The sequence below is a fragment of the Acinetobacter sp. TAC-1 genome (assembly GCF_029025845.1).
Lineage (GTDB): Bacteria > Pseudomonadota > Gammaproteobacteria > Pseudomonadales > Moraxellaceae > Acinetobacter > Acinetobacter guillouiae.
The window spans coordinates 4,738,527-4,759,053 of the sequence record NZ_CP118892.1 but is presented as its reverse complement, the minus strand read 5'-3'; the positions used below and the strand labels follow the sequence as shown (position 1 = coordinate 4,759,053).

Sequence of the window (20,527 nt, the reverse complement as noted above, 5' to 3'; positions counted from 1 at the left end):
AACGTTATTTTTTATTGTTTTAGCATAGTGACGTTTTTATCGAAATATAACTAAAATTAGCGGCTAAAGGCATATTCTATATTGTAAGTTTATCTTGATAGCAACAATCACTACAGTCTTGGAAAATGGTGAAATAAGACAACAATGGATCATACCCGACAGTTAAAACAGCTTATCTATTCATGTCCTGAATTGATGCTCCGATTACAGTATTTGCGAGGTATTCATACACATGCATATTTGAGTGCAGGTGTAATTCGTAACTTGGTATGGTCTATTTTACATCATCAGTCTTATGGATTCGATCAGATTGAAATCGATGTGATTTTCTATGATTTAAATGATCAACAAGGCCTTAAAGAGCAACGTTTGACTGAATTGCTAAAGCAAAAATTTCCCAATAATGAATGGGATGTGGTCAATCAAGCCTATGTGCATTTGTGGTATAAAACAGATGATGGAAGCTCTATCTCTCAATACCAATCCTTATTCGATGCTTTATCCGTATGGGTTGAAACGGCAACCGCAATTGCAGTACGTTTACTTGAAAATGATGATATCGAAATTATTGCGCCGTTTGGGCTAAATGATTTGTTTGAATTAAAATTGAGATGGAATAAACGTTTGGTCAGTTATCCAGTTTTTTTAGCACGGATTCAGGCTAAACAGTTTTTAACCAGATGGGAAAAGCTGCTTGTTGTGGATGATTAGGCGATCAGATTTAAATTAATCAAACCATAGTGAAGATCATACTCCAAGACAACAGATGGCTATTACAACAGATGATTATGCTGATGGATAAAGATTTCATTTCAATACTGTCCATACAATTTAAATCGTTGAGTATTATTGTTGATCATAAAAAAGCCTTCCAATTGGAAGGCTTGATCTAGTGTTTATAAGGTTGTTTCATGGTGCTTTTTGCTATGGCGAATAGAGAGCCAAGCGGTAATTGCCAAGACAATCACAATAAAACCTAACGAAATCCAAATCGGCATATGGAAGACATCCAGCATTAACATTTTAAAGCCAATGAAGACTAAGATGATGCCTAGGCCATAAGGCAAGTAATGCATTTTAGACGCGGCACCCGACAATAAGAAGAACATTGCACGTAGACCTAAGATCGCCATTAAATTCGCAGTTAATACAATAAATGGATCACTGGTCACCGCAAAAATCGCTGGAATAGAATCGACCGCGAAAATTACATCTGAAGCTTCAACTAAAATTAAGACAAGGAATAACGGGGTTGCCCACAACACACCATTTTGACGAACAAAGAATTGAGCACCTTCTAATTTTGGGGTGATTCGCATGTGTTTACGCAACCACTTGAGAATAGCCATATCTTCGATATTGGTTTCTTCATCATCCTGTCCTTTAAGGAATTTATAGCCTGTATAAACCAAGAACGCACCAAAGAGATAAAGCACCCAAGAGAATTCTTGAACGAACCATGCGCCAATAAAAATAAAGATAGTACGTAAAATAATTGCACCTAATACACCATAGAGCAGAATTTTACGTTGTAAGCCTTGTGGAATCGCAAATGCAGCAAAGATCATCAACCAGACAAAGACATTGTCGATCGCTAATGATTTTTCAAGTAGATAACCTGCAAAGTATTCCATGACTTTGCTATTGGCAATAGAAACACCCGCGGTTTGTTGTAGATACAGCCATAAACCGCCACCAAATAACGCTGCAACACTGACCCATGCAATGCTCCAGTAGGCAGCAGTTTTAATTTTGACTTCTTGCCCTTCTTTTTGTTTAAAGCCTAAAAAGTCGATCAGTAGCATGACAATAACAATAGCGAAGAACGCTAGATACAGCCATGGATTGCCAATAGTTTCCATAAAACTCTCCGAATCTGGCAATCAGGCATAAAAAAACCTTGACCTGTTGCCAGATGATTAAACATCTGTGTCAACATGATCAAGGTCTTGCCTACATTTGAGTTATGTACATCAATCTCAAATGCTCAGATACCGGCTTTTTTCAAAGCGTAATGACGATATTCTGATTAAAGGAGGCTACTCCCCTTGTTCAATATACTGTGTAAGAAATTTTTCATTTCTTAATATCTAGTGAGAATCGCATATTTATTTAAAATGTGCAAATTTTGAATGTATTTTTATGTAGTTTATTTTATGTACAAAATTCAGCGCTGGTTTTTAGCGCAACAAAAGCTTGATTGAGCGTTGAATTATGATGCTGAATAATACGGTCAGCATTGAGAACCTTTGAATCTACTGTGCTGTGCGCATCTGAAATTAATGTCACTTTATAATTTAAGTCTTTTGCCGCACGACTTGTGCTATCGATACAAAATTCAGTTTTTAAACCACAGATGATCACTTCTTCAACATTTAAAGACTCTAATTGTTGTGCTAAATCTGTTTGGAAAAAGCAATTTGGCCGTGTTTTTTCTAAGAGGTAATCTGTATTAGGATCAATATTTAATTCAGCAATGAGTTGAGTCATTGGACTATTTGGTGCGAGTCCTGTGCCAGCTAAACCAACATGACGTATCGCAAAAATCGGAATGTGTTTAACACGCGCATATTCAATGAGCTGATTGACGTTTTTCAACAATTGATCAGCTTGAAATGGAGGATGCTGTGCATGAAATAGGCCATTTTGTAGATCAATAACGAGTAAGGCTTGTTTATTGTGATACTCAGACATGAGTTTCTCCGTAAATATTGACCAAATCACGGAGCAAAAAATAACCCCGCTCATTGGCAGGGTTGGTTTCTACATTTTATTTTAAATGTATACGTCCACACTGCCGATGCAGTGTGGTGGTTAATAATTTAAATAAAATGATTGGTTGCATTGCAGTTATTGCCTATATGGGACTTTACGTCCGCACTGGGTTAATTAAGATACTTGTGTCGACGGCGCAGTTCAGCTTGTGCCCACGCAATTGACTGCTTCATGTCTTGTCGTAATGCTGTGATCTCAGATTGGGTCAAGACTCTAGGCTTTTCTGAAGTGTTCAGTTTTTCCTTGGGTGAGGCGGTCAATGCCATCGAATTGCTCCTTGATACCTACATACACCTTGACTGTTCGCACGATGTCTTTTTTGACCTTAAAGCCAAGTTAGCTTTTATCAAATTAAAGTTTTTAACTCAGCATGTCACTTTAAAACTTGTAAAAAGATATTTATATTTTTTGAATAAAATCTTTACGTTGTACAAGCACTAAAGCTAACAGGGTCCCAAGAACAGCGATTATACCGCCAACGATGCCAATATGGTTGAGCCCATAATTGGTAGTCACTATGCCGCCAAGCAAAGCGCCGCCGCCAATACCCACATTGTATAGTCCTGAATAAATTGCCATCGCGACATCAGTGGCATCAGAAGCTAAAGCCAAGGTTTTGGCTTGTTGAGCTAAGCTAAAGCAAATAATCGCCATGCCCCAAAATAAACTCAGTAGACTAAAACTGGTAAAATCAGTACTCAGTGAAGTCAACAATAACATCGAAACAGCCAATATCGCACTACTTAACGGTATCGGAAGTTTTGGATATTTTTTGGCAAACTTACCAAATAAATAAGAGCCAAAGAAACCCGCTGCGCCATAGATTAATAATAAGGTTGTGGTTTGTGTCGAGCTAAAATGCGCAACATTCAGAGCAAAAGGTTCGATATAACTGTATGCGGTAAATTGTGCGGTAATCACAATAATGGTCAGAGCAAAAACAATCATCAGGCTTGGGCGTTTTAAAAATACTTTTAAACTACTCAAAGAACCTGAATTGACGCTTGGTAAGCGTGGCAATGTTTTGGCTAAGATAACGCAAACGATAGCCGCACCAATTGCAATTAAAGCAAAAGTATTACGCCAACCATAAGATTCACCAATCATTCGTCCAAATGGAATACCTAAAACCATCGCCAATGCCGTACCTGTGGCCAATAGCCCCAAAGCTTGAAACTCCTTACCTTTGGGTGCGACTCGCACTGCCAGTGATGCAGTGATTGACCAAAATAAAGCATGAGAAAATGCGATACCAATTCGACTGATCAGGAGTACATCGAAACTCCATGCAAAATAAGATAATGCATGACTGGCCACGAAAACCATAAATAAGATGATCAGTAAAAAGCGCCGTTCAATATTTTTGGTCAATAACATGATCGGCAATGAAATGGGTGCAACAACCCATGCATATAGAGTAATCATGATACCAACATCAGTTGCAGGCATCGCAAAGCTTTTTCCAATGTCACTCAGTAAAGCCACAGGAACGAATTCTGTGGTATTGAAAATAAATGCTGCGAAAGCAAGGCTAATCACACTGATCCATTGCTGGGATTCACTGGGGGCAGATTGTGGTGCTGGAGTTTGGGGAGATAAGGCAGACATGGTCAATATTAAAAGAGGTTAGCGCTAAATTTTAGGCTGAATTGTGGATAAAGTTAAGCTAAGTTTGTTGTATCAAAAATAAAACTGTCAGACAAAATTTAACAATAATTCAAATATAGTTATGGCATTTTGAATAGGCCTATAAATTTAAACGTATATAAGAGTAAATAAAATGTTAGAAATCAGACATAAAGATGATGGTAAAAAAGGTGAATTTTATATTGGTGAAGAAGGTCACCATTTGGCTGAAATGGCGTACACATGGGCGGGTGAAAATATGTTGATTATTGACCATACACTTGTAGAAGATGAATTGCGTGGTCAAAGTGTAGGTCGAAAATTATTAGATCAAGTTGTAGAGATGGCTCGCTCAAAGAATGTGAAAATTATTCCACTCTGCCCTTTTTCAAAATCAGTATTTGATAAAGATCAATCGATTCATGATGTTTTGAAATCTTAAGTTTGCTTTGCTACAGTGGGATTGTGTTATAGAACATCCATGAGAAAGAATATATGCAATTCCAACATGTAGATAATCAACAAAAAGGTGAATTTTACTTTGATAATGAACAAGGTAAGCGAATTGCTGAGATCAGTTATTTATGGCATGGTGAGCATCAGATCATTGCGAACCATACTTGGGTAGATGACTCCTTGCGTGGTCAAGGAATTGCGCGTCAGTTGTTGGATACTTTGGTTGAGTTTGCACGTGAAAAGCAGCTTAAAATTGTACCCACTTGTTCCTATGTCGAAGTCATGTTTAGACGTGATAAAAGTTTTGTTGATGTGAAAGCTTAGCTTTATTGTGTGCCCAATACTCATTGGGCCGTTCAGATTCAGATTCGGTTAGAAGATTAAACATGTTTAAAAAAATGATAATCACTGTATTGTTATTGAGCAGTTCATCGTTCAGTTTAGCAATGAGTTGTTTTGAATTAAATTTACAAACCTATAAAAAAGAGCAAGAAATACAGCCACGTTGGGAGTTGTTAGGCAAATCTAAACATCGTATTTATTTTTATTCAGCGCCCAAAAACATCTGTAAGATGAATGATACTTTTGTGCTTCAAAATGATAATGTCACGGCTTATTCAATCTATAAAGACAGAAAAAAACAACACTGGGTTTATGTGATATTTAATGATCCAAATCAAAATATAGAAGATGATCTGGTTGAAGGTTGGGTCAAGCTTAAGGATTTTAAACTTATTGAAAGTACACCCTCAGTAAATCAATAAAAAAACCCACAAAATTTTGTGGGTTTTCTACACGTTATTTCGACTTATTTTGCTTTTAATGCTGCAATCAATTTTTGATGTAATCCACCAAAACCACCATTGGACATAATCACCACAGCATCGCCCTCACCTGCTTGTGTAACAACGGTACTGATAATGTCATCCAGTGTACGAGCCACAACGGCTTTATTGGTTGCAGCGTCAATGACAGGCTGTAAATCCCAGTCCAGACCTTCAGGTTGATACCACATCACTTCATCTGCAAGACGTGCAGAATATGCTAAGCCATCTTTATGGCTGCCCATACGCATGGTGTTTGAACGTGGTTCAATAATCGCCCAAAGCTTACGTTCGCCTAAACGTTTACGTGCACCTTCAAGCGTTGTATCAATCGCAGTTGGGTGATGGGCAAAGTCATCATATATCTCAATACCATTCACCGTATCAAGTAATTCCATTCGGCGTTTCACCCCACCAAAATTCGATAAGGCTTCACATGCTGTTTCAATTGAAACGCCGACATGTTCAGCTGCTGCAATGGTTGCCAAAGCATTGGCAACACTGTGTTGACCTGTCATATTCCACTTCACTTCACCTTTTACTACGCCGTGTTGAAGCACTTTAAAATGTGAACCATCCGTAGAAAGCTGTTCAGCATAAACTTCAGCACTGTTATTGGCGTCAAGTGAAGTCCTTACGACAGGTGTCCAACAACCCATTTGCAATACTTCATCAATATTGGTTTCGCTAATTGGGGCAATGATACGACCTTCACTTGGAATAGTACGAACCAAATGATGGAACTGTTTTTGAATCGCTGCTAGATCATCAAAAATATCGGCATGGTCAAATTCAAGATTATTTAAAATCGCAGTTTTTGGATGGTAATGTACGAACTTAGAGCGTTTATCAAAAAAAGCAGAGTCATATTCATCTGCTTCTACACAGAAATATTTTCCACCACCTAAACGTGCGCTTTCACTAAAGCCTAAAGGGACACCACCAATTAAAAAGCCTGGATTTAAACCTGCTTGATCCAGTACCCAAGCCAGCATTGTTGTTGTTGTGGTTTTACCATGGGTACCTGCAACACCAAGCACATGTTTACCTTGCAAAACATGGTCAGCAAGGAATTGTGGACCTGAAATATATGCTAAACCTTCATTGAGCATATATTCCACCGCATCTATACCACGCTTCATTGCATTGCCTACAATGACAAGATCTGGATGTGGTTGTAAATGACTACGGTCATAGCCTTGCATTAAGGTAATGCCAGCATTTTCGAGTTGGGTCGACATCGGTGGATAAACGTTCGCATCTGAACCGGTGACCTTATGTCCTAAATCACGCGCCAATAGCGCCAATGAACCCATAAAGGTGCCGCAAATACCCAAAATATGCAGATGCATTCGTGTTAACTCCAGTGCTTTTATAGACACATCACTTTGTTGTTGTGGTGTAGCCGTTTCATTTGATTTGAAAGCAACGATAGCAAGGGTTAAGGCGAAAAGATAGTTTTTCTTGTTACGATTTTAAAGGATAGCTTTTACGGATAAAATCCTGCATATTTGCAGTTGAATATAGACCGTAAAATAAAATTTATTGTTGTCAGACATGTCAAAATTTCGAAAAAGAACAGCGAAAAAATTCGTCTTAAATCAAATTTATCCTTATTCTTCGATCAGTAGTTTATTGATTGCTTTGCCAGTAATGTTGATTTATGGCATTGCTTATTATTCTTTGTTGGGTGACGGTTTTTATTTAGGTCCAGTAAGCTTAACGTTTTTGTTTTATTTTGCTACAACGACAAGCCTAATCCGACTATTTACTAAAGATGTCTCCATTTGGTTTGATGATCAGTATATGTATCTTCAATTCAATCAAAAAGCACCGCAAAAATATGCCAAACAGGAAATTTTAGGTTTTTACAGTTATGATTATTCAACCAAATCACCTTTATTATTCAATTCAAAAGTTTCAATTCATTTTTATCTCGATCAGGGTCAAAAAATATTTTTAAATGATTCTTCTTATAGAAGTATTGTTAATGAAAATAAGCGTCGATTATTACTTAAATTTTTAAAAACAGCTCAAAGTGAATTGGAGTTTTATCCTGTTCGTGCCAAATCCAGATTCTTTGCCACTCATGTGTATTGGTATGCACGTCATCATGATCAAGATTGAAGATTTTTTACTTTTAAAAAATGCAGTGTAATCTATTGAGGCATACATAATTGTTGAGTTAAAAATGGCTTTATCTCTCCCCCTTTTATTACTAATTATCTCCAACTGTTTTATGACCTTGGCTTGGTATGGGCATTTAAAATTCTTACATGATGCACCTCTGTGGCAAGCGATCTTGTTTGGTTGGATCATTGCCTTACTTGAATACAGCTTTATGATTCCCGCAACACGTCTATTGGCGCAACATGGTTGGTCGTTGGGGCAAATGAAAATCACCCAAGAAGTGGTCACACTGTTGGTGTTTGTTCCGTTTATGATTTTCTTGTTTAAACAACCATTTAAATTAGATTATTTATGGGCGGGTTTATGTTTAATGGGCTGCGTGTTTTTTGTGTTTAGAAGCCAGTAGATGAGCTGTGATGATGTGAATTAAAACGGATTTCACTCAGACAGCATATTCGTCTCATGTCCCAATCTTTAGCAATTTTTCTGTTATTTACGGGGTTGAGATCATATTTATTCTCAAGTTAAACGGCTTTTAGGCTGCTCCTTTAAAAAAAATTGACTTCCTACGTCTGTTAAATTTTCGTGAGATGAAAAATCAGTCTATAATAGCGAGCTTCTTGATATTCATTTAAACACTGATCACCAGTATTTAAACTTCCTTACATTCGTTTATGGAATATATGCAATGAATGCGGCCGCTGTACAAGACGCTCCTCTCGTTGGAATTATTATGGGTTCTCAATCAGACTGGGCAACTCTCGAAAACACTGCCAATATGCTGAAACAGCTTGGTGTTCCTTTTGAAGCCGAAGTTGTTTCTGCGCATCGTACGCCAGACCGCTTATTTGAATATGCTGAAACAGCACGTGAACGTGGTATTCAGGTGATTATTGCTGGTGCTGGTGGTGCAGCACATTTACCAGGAATGTGCGCAGCAAAAACAGATTTGCCTGTGCTGGGTGTTCCTGTGAAATCTTCAATTTTAAATGGCGTTGATTCATTGTTGTCTATTGTACAAATGCCTGCAGGTATTGCAGTTGGCACATTGGCAATTGGCCCTGCGGGTGCAACCAATGCCGCAATCATGGCCGCTCAAATTTTAGGTTTAACTCGCCCTGAAATCGCAAAAAATGTTGCAGATTTCCGTGCCGCTCAAACCGATAAAGTGGCAAGTAAAAATATTCCGGGTCAAGCTTAAAAACGGGACACAGGTTATGAATAAAACCATCGGTATCTTTGGTGGTGGTCAACTCGGCCGTATGATGGCGCAAGCTGCGCTCCCATTAAATATCCAATGCACATTTTTTGAAGCTGATGCGGATTGTCCATCTGCAATATTGGGACAAGTTTTTAGCACTAAAGCTGAAAATGGGTTACAAGATTTTATTGCCAGTGCAGATGTTTTTAGTCTGGAATTTGAAAATACGCCATTGATTGATGTTGATGTATTAACCAAGCAAAAAGATCTGTATCCGCCACGCCAAGCTTTAGCAATCGCACAACATCGCCTTTCTGAAAAAGCTTTATTTGATGAGCTGGAAATTCCTGTTGCGCCGTATAAAGCAGTCGATTCATTGGAGACGCTTAAGCTTGCAGTGAGTGAATTAGGCTTACCAATCGTACTTAAAACTGCGACAGGTGGTTATGATGGTAAAGGTCAATTTGTACTGCGTTCAGTGGATCAAATTGATCAAGCATGGGCTGAGTTGGGGCCAGCAGGATCATTAATCGCTGAAAGTTTTGTGATTTTTTCTCGTGAAGTGTCAATTATTGCGGTGCGTGGTATTGATGGTGATGTAAAAACTTGGCCTTTGGCTGAAAATCATCATCACAATGGTATTCTTTCGCATTCAATAGTTCCTGCTCCAAACAGTGCTGATTTACAGCCCGTTGCGCAGGAATACATCACCCGTTTGTTAAACCATTTGAACTATGTTGGTGTGTTAACACTTGAATTGTTTGTGACTGAAAAAGGCTTATATGCCAATGAGATGGCACCACGTGTGCATAACTCTGGGCATTGGTCAATTGAAGGCGCAGTATGTTCGCAATTTGAAAATCACATTCGCGCAGTGGCAGGTTTACCACTCGGTTCAACCGAAGTGGTTCGACCAACAGTGATGGTAAATATCATCGGGCAACACCCTAAATCCGAAGATGTTTTAGCGTTAAAAGGTGCACATTTACACCTTTATAATAAAACAGAACGTGAAGGTCGTAAAATTGGTCATATCACCCTGATGCCAAATGATGCTGCTGAATTAACGACTTTATGTCGTCAATTGGCGAAGATTTTACCGAATCCATTGTCATTAAGCGAAGATATGAACATTTAAGCTTGATTTTGTATGTAAAAAAAGCGGTCAAACTCTTGCCCGCTTTTTTCTATTCTACTGTTCTGTATCATGACGCTCCCCCTATTTTATTGCTAAGCAATGACCCAAAAATGGATCATTTTCTGGGGCTATAAACACAAGAATGATGATAAAAACAGCTTCAATAAACAGAAAAACAAGCATCTATTTTTAAATTCAAAGTTCAAATTTAAAGGGTTTAGAACATTTGAATTCAAAAGTATTAACAGCAAAACCCAAAAAGTTATCCACTTTGAATTTAAATTAACTTGAAGGTGTTTTTTGAATTTAAAACTTTAAATTTAAACTTTTGCTTGCTCGAAGTGAAAATAACGACTGTGGATAAGTTTTGATTCACCAATCCAAAATCCAAATTGTGGATAAAAATAAACACTTAAGCGAGTTTTTATGGGATTGAGTGGAATTTTAAATTTAAAGCTAAGGTTGCTAAAATAATGATGTTTTTTGAATTCAAATTTGTGTGAAAGTTTTGAATTTAAAAAATGATAAGTTTGCTTGGGTGTGGATAACTATATTTAAATTCAAAACAGTGAACTGTGGGTTATGAATTTAAAATCGAAAAATGAATTCAAAATTTACGTTTTTACATCTGTCATTTTATTCACAGACTGCTATGGTATTCACATAATTTAAATTTAAAACCATTTTGTGGATATTATGCGTCATTTAACTTTGATTTGTGGATCTGTTTTGTTGGCAGCATCGCATGCCAATGCTGAATTAATCATTAACGGTCAGGCTGTATCTAGCTCACCAATCACAACAACACCGAATACAAGCTATACACCCAATTCTAATTTTCAAAGCTGTATTGCAAATTTACGTTCGCAAGCAATCAGTTCAGGTGTTAGTGGCACAACCTTTGATCGTTATACGCAAAATCTAACGCCTGATTATTCGGTCATCAGCAAACTGGATTATCAACCTGAGTTTTCAACACCGATTTGGGATTATCTTTCAGGTTTGGTCGATGAAGAGCGGGTAGAGAAAGGCCGTCAAATGCTGGCTCAGCATCGTGAAGTTTTAAACCGTGTCTCAGCAGCTTACGGCGTTCCAGCAGAAACGGTTGTTGCTGTTTGGGGCGTGGAAAGTAATTTTGGTGACATTTCAGGAAAATATCCTTTATTACAAGCGTTGGGAACTTTAAGTTGTGAAGGGCGTCGACAAGGTTATTTCCGAGGTGAATTCTTTGCCACAATGCGTATTTTACAACGAGGTGATTTACGCGAAGAACAGTTAAAAGGTTCATGGGCTGGGGCATTTGGTCATACTCAATTTATGCCTTCAACGTATGAAGAGTTGGCTGTAGATTTTGATGGTGATGGTCGACGTGACTTGGTTTCAAGTACTTCGGATGCTTTGGCATCAACAGCAAACTTTTTGAAAAAACGTGGCTGGCAAACGGGAATGCCGTGGGGCTTTGAAGTAAAAATTCCAGCTGGCGCCTCTGTAGGTGGTGAAAGTCGTCGTAATAAAAAATCGTTGAGCACTTGGGTAAATCGTGGTTTTACTCGTGTTGACGGTACTCCAATCATTCAAGGCAATTTATCGGAAGGCGCTCAGGCTGGTTTAATGATGCCTGCGGGTGCAAATGGTCCAGCATTCTTGGTGTTTAAAAACTTTGATGCAATTTATTCGTACAATGCTGCGGAAAGTTATGCACTGGCAATTGCACATTTGTCTGATCGTTTACAAGGCAAGGGCGGTTTTCAAACCGCATGGCCAACTGACGATGCAGGAACATCTCGTACAGAACGCCGAGAAATTCAAAATTATTTATTGAAAAAAGGCTATGCGATTGGCGATGCAGATGGCTTGATTGGCGATAAAACGCGTCAGGCTATTCAGCAAGAGCAAGTGAAGTTAGGATTAAGCCCAACAGGGCGAGCAGGGCAACAGATTTTAAAAGCTTTTAGAAATGAAGAGGCAAAGAATATGATGCGTTAATCAAAAAGTTTTGCATGATTTTTGCGAAAAACCTGATGAATAATCAGGTTTTTCTTTTATGATGTAATTTATAAATTTTAGAAAGTCATAACAATGAATAATGAACTTTTAATCAGAAGATTTAACAAAATCAAGCTTTCACAGGGACAGTCGAGTCAATCCATTCATAAATTAATCAATTTATTGGCAAACTTTGAAAGAATTGGTTTTAGTTGCTCTGAACAGCTCTGCACTGAAATATTAAAATTGTCTGATACGCAATTTGATGAATTTTATAAAAATACTTTGGGTTGTATTAAAAAGATGTATGGGGCACATGTGAAATATAAACCCATGTATCCAAATTTTCCGCAACAAGTATATGAAATGTCGGAGTCAGAACTATATCGTAATGCATTTGCCCATTATCTTGGTGATTTTTTGGGAATACGCCTCTTACCTGAATATCAAATTGAACCTAGAAAAGCATTAAACAAAAGGATTCTTAATGTATTGGATCTTGCGGATGGCACTGAATTAACCACATTATTTTCAAACCTGTTAAATACAAAAAAATCGTTAAATCAGCAGGATCATGCAGATCTTATCTACTTAATAAGAGATTTTGGATCTAAAGGGTTGCAATATTTGCCTGAAAAATTTCAGCATAAAGAAGTACAGGCGATCGTCAGCGCTCAATATTTGTGTTTGCAATTATGGGCTGTGCAACAGTTACAACTTCATGTACAGACTTCAACTGATGTCTTACGGATTTATGTTGCATTGTCAGATGGTGATGTCAGTTTGGCAGAACCTTGTAAATTGATTTCTTTGAAAAAGTCTCAACGACGAATATTACTAACATTGTTGGAAAACTGCCTAAATATTCAGGAAGATTTATTTCGTTATCCAGAACCGTGGAAACGTGTGATTGAGCGGATACATCCGTTTAGTTATCAAAAGCATTTTCCTAAAACCTGTATAGCATTTCAGCATATTCTTGAAAATAAAAAGCCTGAACGGTTCAGCCAAAAGATAGAAATTGCATTACAAAGCCATCAATTTGAAGATGTGGTGAAACTTTTAAAACAAAGACCAGGAGAGTTTGCGCGTAGGTTACAGCACTGTTTAAAGCAATTTCCTGTGCAACAGCAACAATTGCTTGATGCATTTAAAACAGTTATAGATGCAGTACCGATCGCTTTACTGTTTCAGATCAAGCACTATTTTCTGCAAAATCGAACTTTAAAATATCGAACCTTTTTCCCAAAAGGTCAGTCTGCTAAAGTGTTTGCAATCAAAAACAATTTAGTGCCTTTGTCTGCAGTCATAACAACACAAATAACAACCCTATGTGAGCAAAGTATTATTCAGCGTTTCAGTAAACTTTCACCATTAGGTGCTTGCTATCTGGATGATCAGTTGAAAAATTATAGTGTACCTTTTGCGCAACGAGCAGCAAGTAAAGCATTGAAAACCATTGCAGCAGGGAGCCGTTTAGCTTTGGATCTTGGCAATACTGTCCGATTTTTTATTTATTGGAAAGATTCTGACTCAGAAAGGGTGGATATAGACTTATCCGCATTGGTTTTTGATGCAGAACATACAGTTAAAGCAACAATTGCTTTTTATAATTTAAAAGAAAGTTTTGCAGTGCATAGCGGTGATATTACTTCAGCACCAAAAGGTGCATCTGAATTTATTGACATTGATATTTCAAAGGCATTATCTCTGGGAATTCGCTATGTGATGATGAGTATCAATAGTTATACTCAGCAAAATTATTGTGATTTACCTATTTGTTTTGCTGGTTTTATGATGCGAGAGGACGCACAACAAGGTCAGATTTATGAACCAACCACGGTTCAGCATAAATTTGATGTGACTTCAAAAAGCAGTTTTACCATTCCACTGATCATTGACCTAGAAAAGCGTGAAGTGATTTGGACAGATTTGGCGATGACAGCTACGCCAAGTATCGATAACACCGTTTTTGGTCATTTATCCAGTATGTCGCTGATGCAGTATGCCATGACAGAAAAAACTTTCCCGAACCTCTATGATCTATTTGATTTACATATTCGAGCTAGAGGGCAACGTGTCACTGAACGAGTTCGAGCAGAACATATTTTTAGTGTAGATGAAGGAATTCGTCCTGTAGATATTGACAATATTTTAGCCAATTATTTATAGTGTTGCTGAGGGCTATTTCGTTGCTTCCTTCTACTCTGAAATTAGTGACAAAGCTTTCCCTCACCAAATGTTAAAAGGTCTGCATAAGCAGACCTTTTTTTATGTGGATTATTCAATTGCGAAAGGATCAATTTTGACCGCCTCTAAGACATCTAAAATGACAGCGGTAACATCCTGTGTATGATCACGATCATTAAAGATTTCATAGGCTGTAATGGTTACGTCGGTATCGCTAGGTAACTGTTTTTGTTCTTCTTCAATTAAATGTTGAATTGGCAATAAGGTCTGTTTAATTTCAAGGTGTAGAACATCTTTAAACTCGACATTGTCGTCTTCTAGTTCAATGATCTGTTCGTTGAAATAAGGCAGCAGAATCGAATGGAGATAAGGTTGAAGTTCAGTAATATCAAAAATTTCAATATCACGAGTTTGCTCAATCGTGCTGATATGATCATTTACTTCTAAAATAATATGATAATAGCTCACAGTCATCTCCTCAATTTATTGCTTCAGGGATTCACAATAACATGATTTTGCATAAAACTGATTTAAATACATAAATAAATTATGGATTTAAAATTGATAATCATCGCTAAATTTTGCTTATCGTTGTCTTGAGTTTAGCATGGCTAAATCCGCTGTGGTTAATCTAAAATTTTTCAAATCTTGTTCTTTCATCATTGGGTACATGAGTGCTTTAGGATCATTATTGTGCGCTAAGCCCAAAGCATGCCCAAGTTCATGTGCAATCGTGACACGTAAATCTTCGTTCGATGTAAATTCATAGATATTAATGGTTTTACCATCGAATACGCCTTTATCAAATTGGCGCGGTTGGAAACGACTATTAAAGTGATCCACAGATTGATTGTATTGTTGATTGACAGCGTTGAGTTGTTCAACTTGGCGATTTAACTCATAGACTTTTTGATTATAAATATCTAACTGCTGTTTGAGTTGGTTCTGCTCGATGATCAGTTGATTTTTCTGCTGATCTAACTGCAATCTTGCTGTGGCATCTAAATTTTGATGGGATTGATTAAGGGTATTGATCAGCTGATTATACTGGTCAACTTTACGTTGATAATTGGTTTTTTGCAGATCAAGCTCATCATTGGTGCGATCTAATTCAGCGTGAAGTTGCTGAATTTTTTGCTTTTCACTTTGTGTATATTGTTGGGTATTTTGCAAAATACGCAACTCTTGGTTTCTGGCGCTAGATTCCGCTTGGCGTTCGTCATAAATTAAGTTAATCGTCAGTTTGGCATGATCATCATAAACAAAGAGACTTTTCATGGTCCCTTGATGCCAAATATCCGTGGCTTGTTGCGCCAAATTTTGTACTTGCTGTTTACTAACATGAAAACGTGGATCTACCTCGCCAATACGATAACGTAAGCGAGTATCTAAAGGATGAGTGATACGATCAATGGCAGAATTATGATTCAATTGCGGATACATCATGCGCTGTATCGCAAAATAAGCAGTAAAGGCAATTACACAGACTAGAATCCAAAAACGCATGATTGATTTAAAAATAATTGTTGTTGAGGATAATTTATCTGAAAATATAACAATCGCAAATGCTTAAGCAAGTAAAGCTTGCGTGATCAATACAAATATTGATTTCAATTGATGATGTTTTTAGCAGTCAGCTTTAGATGGAAAGCAGTAATATGAATGGAACGCTGATTTTAGGCTGGATTTCTCTAATCCTTGGTATCGCTTGTTTGATAAGGGCTTTCTACAGCCTATTTCTTATATTTCGATCACGTTTAGTGCTGGACTTAGCCTTAAATCAAAAAATTAAAAATTTTAAAATCAGCAAAAAGGGCGGCTATGCAATTTGGCAAGAGGGTCCATTATTTAAACTTTCACCTATGCTATTGATTCATCCACAAATCACCAATACAGATCTTCAGCAGATTGTGAAGCTATCACCAAGTATTGCAAGGGCAAGTAAAAATGGTTTTTCTCGTGCTTCAATGCTGATGTTTTATTGTGAGTTGGATGTTGGACACTATTGTTTAGAGGTACTCGATGGTTCGTCATTAAACCCAATCGAAGATAAGATTTCTCAGACCATCACCGATCATTTATCCATGCAAAAACAAGCTGACAGTCTATACAATTTACAGATACGTGAAAGCCTGAGCAAAAAGCAAAGAATCATCATGATCATTTGCATATTTGCAGGATTACTTTTGTTGATGAAAGGATTATTTACCATCATCGCGCTGAGTTTGGGCATCGCGATGGAAGGTTCATTCACTTAATCAGTTTATTTAAGCGTTAAACAGGACTTGGATATCAATAAATAAGAGAATAAAAGCAAAAACACTGAGTAATCGATTCATCCAAACAGATCTTTTTAAATAGTCAGGGCTGATATATAAAGCTTTGAATTGTAAGGGATGCAACATGATATAGCTGATTTTCTGTTTAAATACCGGAGTGACAGATTGTTGTTGCTTTAAAACCACTTGGCGCAGAATAAAAGCATTTAGCCACCAGAGTATAAATAGGATGAGTAAAATAATGCTGATACTCAATGTCAAACGAATCCAAGCATTCTGCTCAAAATAGGCAATTTCAGTATAAAAATGGCTCATCAATACAATGCTGACCAGTAACATGGTGCGATAAAAAGTTTGCCGTGTAAATTCAAGGTGCAAAGGATGATTGAGCTTTTGTTTATCCGCTTTACTCACTATTTTACCTGCAAAAAATGCAAAACCATGACATAGAATCTCTAAAAAGAGATATAAGCCAATGCTGATGGCAAGCGTTTTATACATGATTAATCGTGTTCAAAAATAGGTCGATATAGTGATGGAGTCACTAAAATCATCAATAAAATTCCAGAACAAACAAAGGCCAGATCGTTAAATATCGCTGCATAACTGGTCATGTAAATCCAATGCATAAAGGGCATAAAATAAATCAGAAATATTGGGAAAAATGTATAGAGATAAGCTTTTCTTGCCCATTCTTTTTTTAAACATAAACCAAATGTGATAATGAGGATGATTAAACCTGCAATCGACATCACTCCCAATTCCCAAGCTTGCGGGTCTTGGTAGAGTGTTTTATCCAGAAGTTCTAACTCGGGTTCAGTACTGTAAATATCGATGACTGCTGCAATGATAGGCAATATAAATTGCGCTATGATCAAGCTGTAATACACTGTATTGGATACAGCAGGAGAGTTTTTCATCATTTGACTCATTATTATTGTGATAATTAAGATAAAAGATTTAGTGAAGATTGGCAATTGATCAATAAGAAAAACCACTCGATGACTGGAGTGATTTTTCGAGCTTTTTTATAGCACAATATCACTGACGAAATGTTGCACCACTTCGGTTAAATCTTTGGAAAGGTAGTGTTGTGTATAGGGCTGTTTAAAATGCGCATGGTAAGCCTGTTCCGAGTCGAAGCGTTCCCAAAGTAGTAAACGAGTTGGCTCTTGTTGGCATTGATGCAGTTGAAATAAGCTACATCCCGGTTCTTGTTGAAGAGTGAGCTTACATAATGCTTGTAAGGCTTCACAGGTTTCTAAGATTTTGTTTTTATCTTTAATTTTTAATTCTGCGGTGATGTAAAAACCTGAACTTAACATTATCTACTCCTAACTCAAATCGTGAGTCAAAAATATTAACTGCTCGAGTTCACTCTAGCTCAAGCATTTTTTGTGCATATATTTCAATTTTATAGTCAACAATGCTTTGTTCTTGCTTGAGTCTTTGAATTTCTTGTTTTAATTGAGCAGAATGGGCAATAAGAAGAGCTTGTCTTTGTTTTAAGGTTTGTTCTCCTTGTAGTCGAAATTGGGCAAAATCTTGCATTTTTTCTAAAGGCATACCTGTTGATTTTAAGCGTTTTACCCATTCAAGCCATTCCAGATCAAGTTTGGTATATACACGTCGCCCAGATTGATTACGATGGATATTTTTCAGCAAGCCTATTTGTTCATAATAACGAAGAGTATGGATAGAGAGTCCTGTTTTTTTAGAGGTATCAGAGATAAACAAAAGTGACTCCATAGCTTTACGGATAAAAATAGATCATATAAAAAAACCGCTCAATCTCTTGAGCGGTTTTCTAAGATTAAAGTGACAAATTATTTTTTGTCATCTTTAACTTCAGTGAATTCAGCATCTACAACGCCATCATCAGCTTTTTGCTGTTGTTGACCTGCATCACCACCGAATTGGTTAGGATCGAAGCCTTCAGCGCCGCCTTGACCTTGAGCTGCTTCATAAGCACGTTGAGTGATCGGCATAATGATGTTTTGTAAAGCTTCAGTTTTTGCTTTAATCGCATCAACATCATTTTCTTTTGCAGTCACTTCTAACTCAGAAACTGCTGCTTCAATTGCAGTTTTTTCATCAGCAGTGACTTGTTCGCCAAGATCTTTCACAGCTTTGTTTGCAGAAGCAACTAAAGCATCAGCTTCGTTACGTGCTTTTGCAAGCTCTTCAAACTTACGATCTTCTTCAGCATTTGCTTCAGCATCTTTGATCATTGCTTCGATTTCAGCATCAGACAAACCAGAGTTTGCTTTGATCTGGATCGACTGTTCTTTACCAGTGCTCTTGTCTTTTGCTGATACTTTTAAGATACCATCAGCATTGATGTCGAACGATACTTCAATTTGTGGCACACCACGTGGCGCAGGTGGAATGTCGCCTAATTGGAAGTTACCCAACAATTTGTTTTGTTGAGCCATTTTACGTTCACCTTGGTAAACTGAAATATCTACCGCTGGTTGGTTATCTGCTGCTGTAGAAAACACTTGAGATTTCTTCGCAGGAATCGTGGTGTTTTTCTCAATAATTGCAGTTAATACGCCACCCATGGTTTCGATACCAAGTGTTAATGGTGTTACGTCAAGTAAAAGTACGTCAGTTTTGTCACCAGACAATACCGCACCTTGAATTGCAGCACCAATTGCAACAGCTTCATCCGGGTTCACATCTTTACGAGGTTCTTTACCGAAGAACTCTTGTACTTTCTGTTGAACCATTGGCATACGTGATTGACCACCAACCAAGATCACGTCAGAGATGTCAGAAGTCGAAAGACCTGCATCTTTAAGTGCGATACGGCAAGGCTCAATTGTACGCGCAACTAAATCAGCAACTAAACCTTCTAGTTTGGCACGTGTTACATTCATCACTAAGTGTTTAGGACCAGTTGCATCCGCAGTGATGTATGGCAAGTTAATTTCAGTCGAATTAGATGAAGAAAGCTCAATTTTAGCTTTTTCAGCTGCTTCTTTTAAACGTTGTAATGCAAGTGGATCTTGTTTCAAGTTGAAGTTTTGCTCTTTCTTGAACTCTTCAACCAAATAGTCGATCAATGCATTATCAAAGTCTTCACCACCAAGGAATGTATCACCATTGGTTGACAATACTTCGATTTGTTGGTCGCCATCTAAGTCAGCGATTTCAATGATTGATACGTCAAATGTACCACCACCTAAGTCATATACAGCAACTTTACGGTCGCCTTCTTTTTTGTCCATACCGAACGCAAGTGCAGCAGCAGTTGGTTCGTTAATGATACGTTTAACTTCTAGACCAGCAATACGACCAGCATCTTTTGTTGCTTGACGTTGTGCATCATTGAAGTAAGCAGGAACTGTAATAACAGCTTCTGTTACTGTTTCACCTAAATAATCTTCCGCAGTTTTTTTCATTTTTTTCAAAATTTCTGCAGAGATCTGTTGCGGCGCAAGTTTTTTGTCGTTTACTTCAACCCAAGCATCACCATTATCAGCTTTGATGATTTTGAATGGTGCAATACCGATATCTTTTTGTACTGCTTGGTCTTGATACTTACGACCAATTAAACGCTTGATTGCGAATAATGTATTCTTAGGGTTGGTCACTGCTTGACGTTTAGCAGATTGACCCACAAGAATTTCGCCATCTTTATATGCAACGATAGAAGGTGTTGTACGGGTACCTTCAGCATTTTCAATCACTTTAACTTTATCGCCTTCAAGTACAGCAACACATGAATTCGTTGTACCTAAGTCAATACCAATAATTTTAGCCATAAATCAAATTCCTCTAAATTCTTTTGAATCCCTGGTTTCCTCTTTTTGCAAAGGGGAGTTAAAAGGGATTTTCTTGTTATCCGATATGAGAGCCATTCAAAAATTTTCAAGTCATGATTTGTGAAAATTCATGAAAATATTTTTAAAAAGCT

The 20,527-nt window shown here is 37.4% G+C and carries 22 protein-coding genes; 11 read left to right on the top strand and 11 right to left on the bottom strand.

From position 1 onward, the window contains the following. Positions 1-144 precede the first annotated feature (144 nt). Positions 145-711 (top strand): nucleotidyltransferase family protein, encoded by a 567-nt coding sequence (locus PYV58_RS22250; protein WP_034613312.1) that lies wholly within the window; start codon positions 145-147, stop codon positions 709-711. Between the two features lie 185 nt (positions 712-896). On the opposite strand, the gene PYV58_RS22245 is transcribed toward PYV58_RS22250, so the two are convergent. The 3 genes from PYV58_RS22245 to PYV58_RS22235 form a co-directional block, all read right to left on the bottom strand. Continuing rightward, positions 897-1,862, bottom strand: coding sequence for a TerC family protein (locus tag PYV58_RS22245; RefSeq protein ID WP_034613310.1), 966 nt, complete (start codon positions 1,860-1,862; stop codon positions 897-899). Between the two features lie 292 nt (positions 1,863-2,154). Then, on the bottom strand, positions 2,155-2,694 hold the full coding sequence (locus PYV58_RS22240; protein WP_034613307.1) for a cysteine hydrolase family protein: 540 nt from the start codon (positions 2,692-2,694) through the stop codon (positions 2,155-2,157). A gap of 480 nt (positions 2,695-3,174) precedes the next feature. Next, complete coding sequence (locus PYV58_RS22235) at positions 3,175-4,383, bottom strand: sugar transporter (protein ID WP_034613304.1); 1,209 nt, start codon at positions 4,381-4,383, stop codon at positions 3,175-3,177. A 172-nt stretch (positions 4,384-4,555) separates the two neighbouring features. Between PYV58_RS22235 and PYV58_RS22230 the strand changes: the two genes are divergently transcribed. The 3 genes from PYV58_RS22230 to PYV58_RS22220 all read left to right on the top strand — a co-directional run bounded on the left by PYV58_RS22230 (position 4,556) and on the right by PYV58_RS22220 (position 5,621). Beyond that, the gene (locus PYV58_RS22230; protein WP_004818159.1) at positions 4,556-4,843 is read left to right on the top strand and encodes a GNAT family N-acetyltransferase; all 288 of its coding nucleotides are present in this window, start codon (positions 4,556-4,558) and stop codon (positions 4,841-4,843) included. Positions 4,844-4,896: 53 nt separating this feature from the next. Continuing rightward, positions 4,897-5,181, top strand: a complete 285-nt coding sequence (locus PYV58_RS22225; protein ID WP_004718976.1) for a GNAT family N-acetyltransferase — start codon at positions 4,897-4,899, stop codon at positions 5,179-5,181. A gap of 62 nt (positions 5,182-5,243) precedes the next feature. After that, positions 5,244-5,621, top strand: coding sequence for a hypothetical protein (locus PYV58_RS22220; protein WP_004818156.1), 378 nt, complete (start codon positions 5,244-5,246; stop codon positions 5,619-5,621). 44 nt (positions 5,622-5,665) lie between these two features. Here the strand turns inward: PYV58_RS22220 and mpl are convergent, their stop codons facing one another. Then, complete coding sequence (gene mpl, locus PYV58_RS22215) at positions 5,666-7,033, bottom strand: UDP-N-acetylmuramate:L-alanyl-gamma-D-glutamyl-meso-diaminopimelate ligase (RefSeq protein ID WP_034613302.1); 1,368 nt, start codon at positions 7,031-7,033, stop codon at positions 5,666-5,668. 205 nt (positions 7,034-7,238) lie between these two features. On the opposite strand from mpl, the gene PYV58_RS22210 reads away from it, so the two are divergent. From PYV58_RS22210 to PYV58_RS22185, 6 genes are all read left to right on the top strand, one after another. Then, positions 7,239-7,808, top strand: a complete 570-nt coding sequence (locus tag PYV58_RS22210) for a hypothetical protein (protein ID WP_034613301.1) — start codon at positions 7,239-7,241, stop codon at positions 7,806-7,808. Between the two features lie 64 nt (positions 7,809-7,872). Beyond that, positions 7,873-8,217, top strand: a complete 345-nt coding sequence (locus tag PYV58_RS22205) for a DMT family protein (protein ID WP_034613299.1) — start codon at positions 7,873-7,875, stop codon at positions 8,215-8,217. 282 nt (positions 8,218-8,499) lie between these two features. After that, the gene (gene purE, locus PYV58_RS22200) at positions 8,500-9,012 is read left to right on the top strand and encodes a 5-(carboxyamino)imidazole ribonucleotide mutase (RefSeq protein ID WP_004718991.1); all 513 of its coding nucleotides are present in this window, start codon (positions 8,500-8,502) and stop codon (positions 9,010-9,012) included. Positions 9,013-9,028: 16 nt separating this feature from the next. Continuing rightward, the gene (locus tag PYV58_RS22195; RefSeq protein WP_034613296.1) at positions 9,029-10,150 is read left to right on the top strand and encodes a 5-(carboxyamino)imidazole ribonucleotide synthase; all 1,122 of its coding nucleotides are present in this window, start codon (positions 9,029-9,031) and stop codon (positions 10,148-10,150) included. Between the two features lie 696 nt (positions 10,151-10,846). After that, the gene (locus tag PYV58_RS22190) at positions 10,847-12,136 is read left to right on the top strand and encodes a lytic murein transglycosylase (protein WP_034613290.1); all 1,290 of its coding nucleotides are present in this window, start codon (positions 10,847-10,849) and stop codon (positions 12,134-12,136) included. A gap of 93 nt (positions 12,137-12,229) precedes the next feature. Beyond that, on the top strand, positions 12,230-14,308 hold the full coding sequence (locus PYV58_RS22185) for a TerD family protein (RefSeq protein ID WP_034613287.1): 2,079 nt from the start codon (positions 12,230-12,232) through the stop codon (positions 14,306-14,308). Positions 14,309-14,416: 108 nt separating this feature from the next. Here PYV58_RS22185 and PYV58_RS22180 read toward each other — a convergent pair whose 3' ends face one another. Both PYV58_RS22180 and PYV58_RS22175 read right to left on the bottom strand, forming a co-directional pair. Next, on the bottom strand, positions 14,417-14,800 hold the full coding sequence (locus PYV58_RS22180; protein ID WP_154130490.1) for a hypothetical protein: 384 nt from the start codon (positions 14,798-14,800) through the stop codon (positions 14,417-14,419). 111 nt (positions 14,801-14,911) lie between these two features. Continuing rightward, on the bottom strand, positions 14,912-15,832 hold the full coding sequence (locus PYV58_RS22175; protein ID WP_034613284.1) for a matrixin family metalloprotease: 921 nt from the start codon (positions 15,830-15,832) through the stop codon (positions 14,912-14,914). 137 nt (positions 15,833-15,969) lie between these two features. On the opposite strand from PYV58_RS22175, the gene PYV58_RS22170 reads away from it, so the two are divergent. Further along, positions 15,970-16,584 (top strand): hypothetical protein, encoded by a 615-nt coding sequence (locus tag PYV58_RS22170; RefSeq protein WP_227504228.1) that lies wholly within the window; start codon positions 15,970-15,972, stop codon positions 16,582-16,584. Between the two features lie 9 nt (positions 16,585-16,593). Here PYV58_RS22170 and PYV58_RS22165 read toward each other — a convergent pair whose 3' ends face one another. The 5 genes from PYV58_RS22165 to dnaK all read right to left on the bottom strand — a co-directional run bounded on the left by PYV58_RS22165 (position 16,594) and on the right by dnaK (position 20,375). After that, complete coding sequence (locus tag PYV58_RS22165; RefSeq protein WP_034613280.1) at positions 16,594-17,106, bottom strand: hypothetical protein; 513 nt, start codon at positions 17,104-17,106, stop codon at positions 16,594-16,596. Between the two features lie 2 nt (positions 17,107-17,108). Further along, positions 17,109-17,525: a hypothetical protein gene (locus PYV58_RS22160; protein ID WP_004719005.1), complete on the bottom strand. Its 417-nt coding sequence runs from the start codon at positions 17,523-17,525 to the stop codon at positions 17,109-17,111. Positions 17,526-17,633: 108 nt separating this feature from the next. After that, the gene (locus PYV58_RS22155) at positions 17,634-17,930 is read right to left on the bottom strand and encodes an antibiotic biosynthesis monooxygenase (protein ID WP_034613276.1); all 297 of its coding nucleotides are present in this window, start codon (positions 17,928-17,930) and stop codon (positions 17,634-17,636) included. A gap of 49 nt (positions 17,931-17,979) precedes the next feature. Then, the gene (locus tag PYV58_RS22150) at positions 17,980-18,342 is read right to left on the bottom strand and encodes a MerR family transcriptional regulator (RefSeq protein WP_034613362.1); all 363 of its coding nucleotides are present in this window, start codon (positions 18,340-18,342) and stop codon (positions 17,980-17,982) included. Between the two features lie 89 nt (positions 18,343-18,431). Beyond that, the gene (gene dnaK, locus PYV58_RS22145; protein ID WP_004719012.1) at positions 18,432-20,375 is read right to left on the bottom strand and encodes a molecular chaperone DnaK; all 1,944 of its coding nucleotides are present in this window, start codon (positions 20,373-20,375) and stop codon (positions 18,432-18,434) included. Positions 20,376-20,527: the final 152 nt, after the last annotated feature.

Excerpts from the sequence above, each read along its gene's own strand:
- PYV58_RS22250 (WP_034613312.1), top strand. The coding sequence starts at position 145 with ATGGATCATACCCGACAGTTAAAACAGCTTATCTATTCATGTCCTGAA.
- PYV58_RS22245 (WP_034613310.1), bottom strand. The coding sequence starts at position 1,862 with ATGGAAACTATTGGCAATCCATGGCTGTATCTAGCGTTCTTCGCTATT.
- PYV58_RS22240 (WP_034613307.1), bottom strand. The coding sequence starts at position 2,694 with ATGTCTGAGTATCACAATAAACAAGCCTTACTCGTTATTGATCTACAA.
- PYV58_RS22235 (WP_034613304.1), bottom strand. The coding sequence starts at position 4,383 with ATGTCTGCCTTATCTCCCCAAACTCCAGCACCACAATCTGCCCCCAGT.
- PYV58_RS22230 (WP_004818159.1), top strand. The coding sequence starts at position 4,556 with ATGTTAGAAATCAGACATAAAGATGATGGTAAAAAAGGTGAATTTTAT.
- PYV58_RS22225 (WP_004718976.1), top strand. The coding sequence starts at position 4,897 with ATGCAATTCCAACATGTAGATAATCAACAAAAAGGTGAATTTTACTTT.
- PYV58_RS22220 (WP_004818156.1), top strand. The coding sequence starts at position 5,244 with ATGTTTAAAAAAATGATAATCACTGTATTGTTATTGAGCAGTTCATCG.
- mpl (WP_034613302.1), bottom strand. The coding sequence starts at position 7,033 with ATGCATCTGCATATTTTGGGTATTTGCGGCACCTTTATGGGTTCATTG.
- PYV58_RS22210 (WP_034613301.1), top strand. The coding sequence starts at position 7,239 with ATGTCAAAATTTCGAAAAAGAACAGCGAAAAAATTCGTCTTAAATCAA.
- PYV58_RS22205 (WP_034613299.1), top strand. The coding sequence starts at position 7,873 with ATGGCTTTATCTCTCCCCCTTTTATTACTAATTATCTCCAACTGTTTT.
- purE (WP_004718991.1), top strand. The coding sequence starts at position 8,500 with ATGAATGCGGCCGCTGTACAAGACGCTCCTCTCGTTGGAATTATTATG.
- PYV58_RS22195 (WP_034613296.1), top strand. The coding sequence starts at position 9,029 with ATGAATAAAACCATCGGTATCTTTGGTGGTGGTCAACTCGGCCGTATG.
- PYV58_RS22190 (WP_034613290.1), top strand. The coding sequence starts at position 10,847 with ATGCGTCATTTAACTTTGATTTGTGGATCTGTTTTGTTGGCAGCATCG.
- PYV58_RS22185 (WP_034613287.1), top strand. The coding sequence starts at position 12,230 with ATGAATAATGAACTTTTAATCAGAAGATTTAACAAAATCAAGCTTTCA.
- PYV58_RS22180 (WP_154130490.1), bottom strand. The coding sequence starts at position 14,800 with ATGACTGTGAGCTATTATCATATTATTTTAGAAGTAAATGATCATATC.
- PYV58_RS22175 (WP_034613284.1), bottom strand. The coding sequence starts at position 15,832 with ATGCGTTTTTGGATTCTAGTCTGTGTAATTGCCTTTACTGCTTATTTT.
- PYV58_RS22170 (WP_227504228.1), top strand. The coding sequence starts at position 15,970 with ATGGAAAGCAGTAATATGAATGGAACGCTGATTTTAGGCTGGATTTCT.
- PYV58_RS22165 (WP_034613280.1), bottom strand. The coding sequence starts at position 17,106 with ATGTATAAAACGCTTGCCATCAGCATTGGCTTATATCTCTTTTTAGAG.
- PYV58_RS22160 (WP_004719005.1), bottom strand. The coding sequence starts at position 17,525 with ATGAAAAACTCTCCTGCTGTATCCAATACAGTGTATTACAGCTTGATC.
- PYV58_RS22155 (WP_034613276.1), bottom strand. The coding sequence starts at position 17,930 with ATGTTAAGTTCAGGTTTTTACATCACCGCAGAATTAAAAATTAAAGAT.
- dnaK (WP_004719012.1), bottom strand. The coding sequence starts at position 20,375 with ATGGCTAAAATTATTGGTATTGACTTAGGTACAACGAATTCATGTGTT.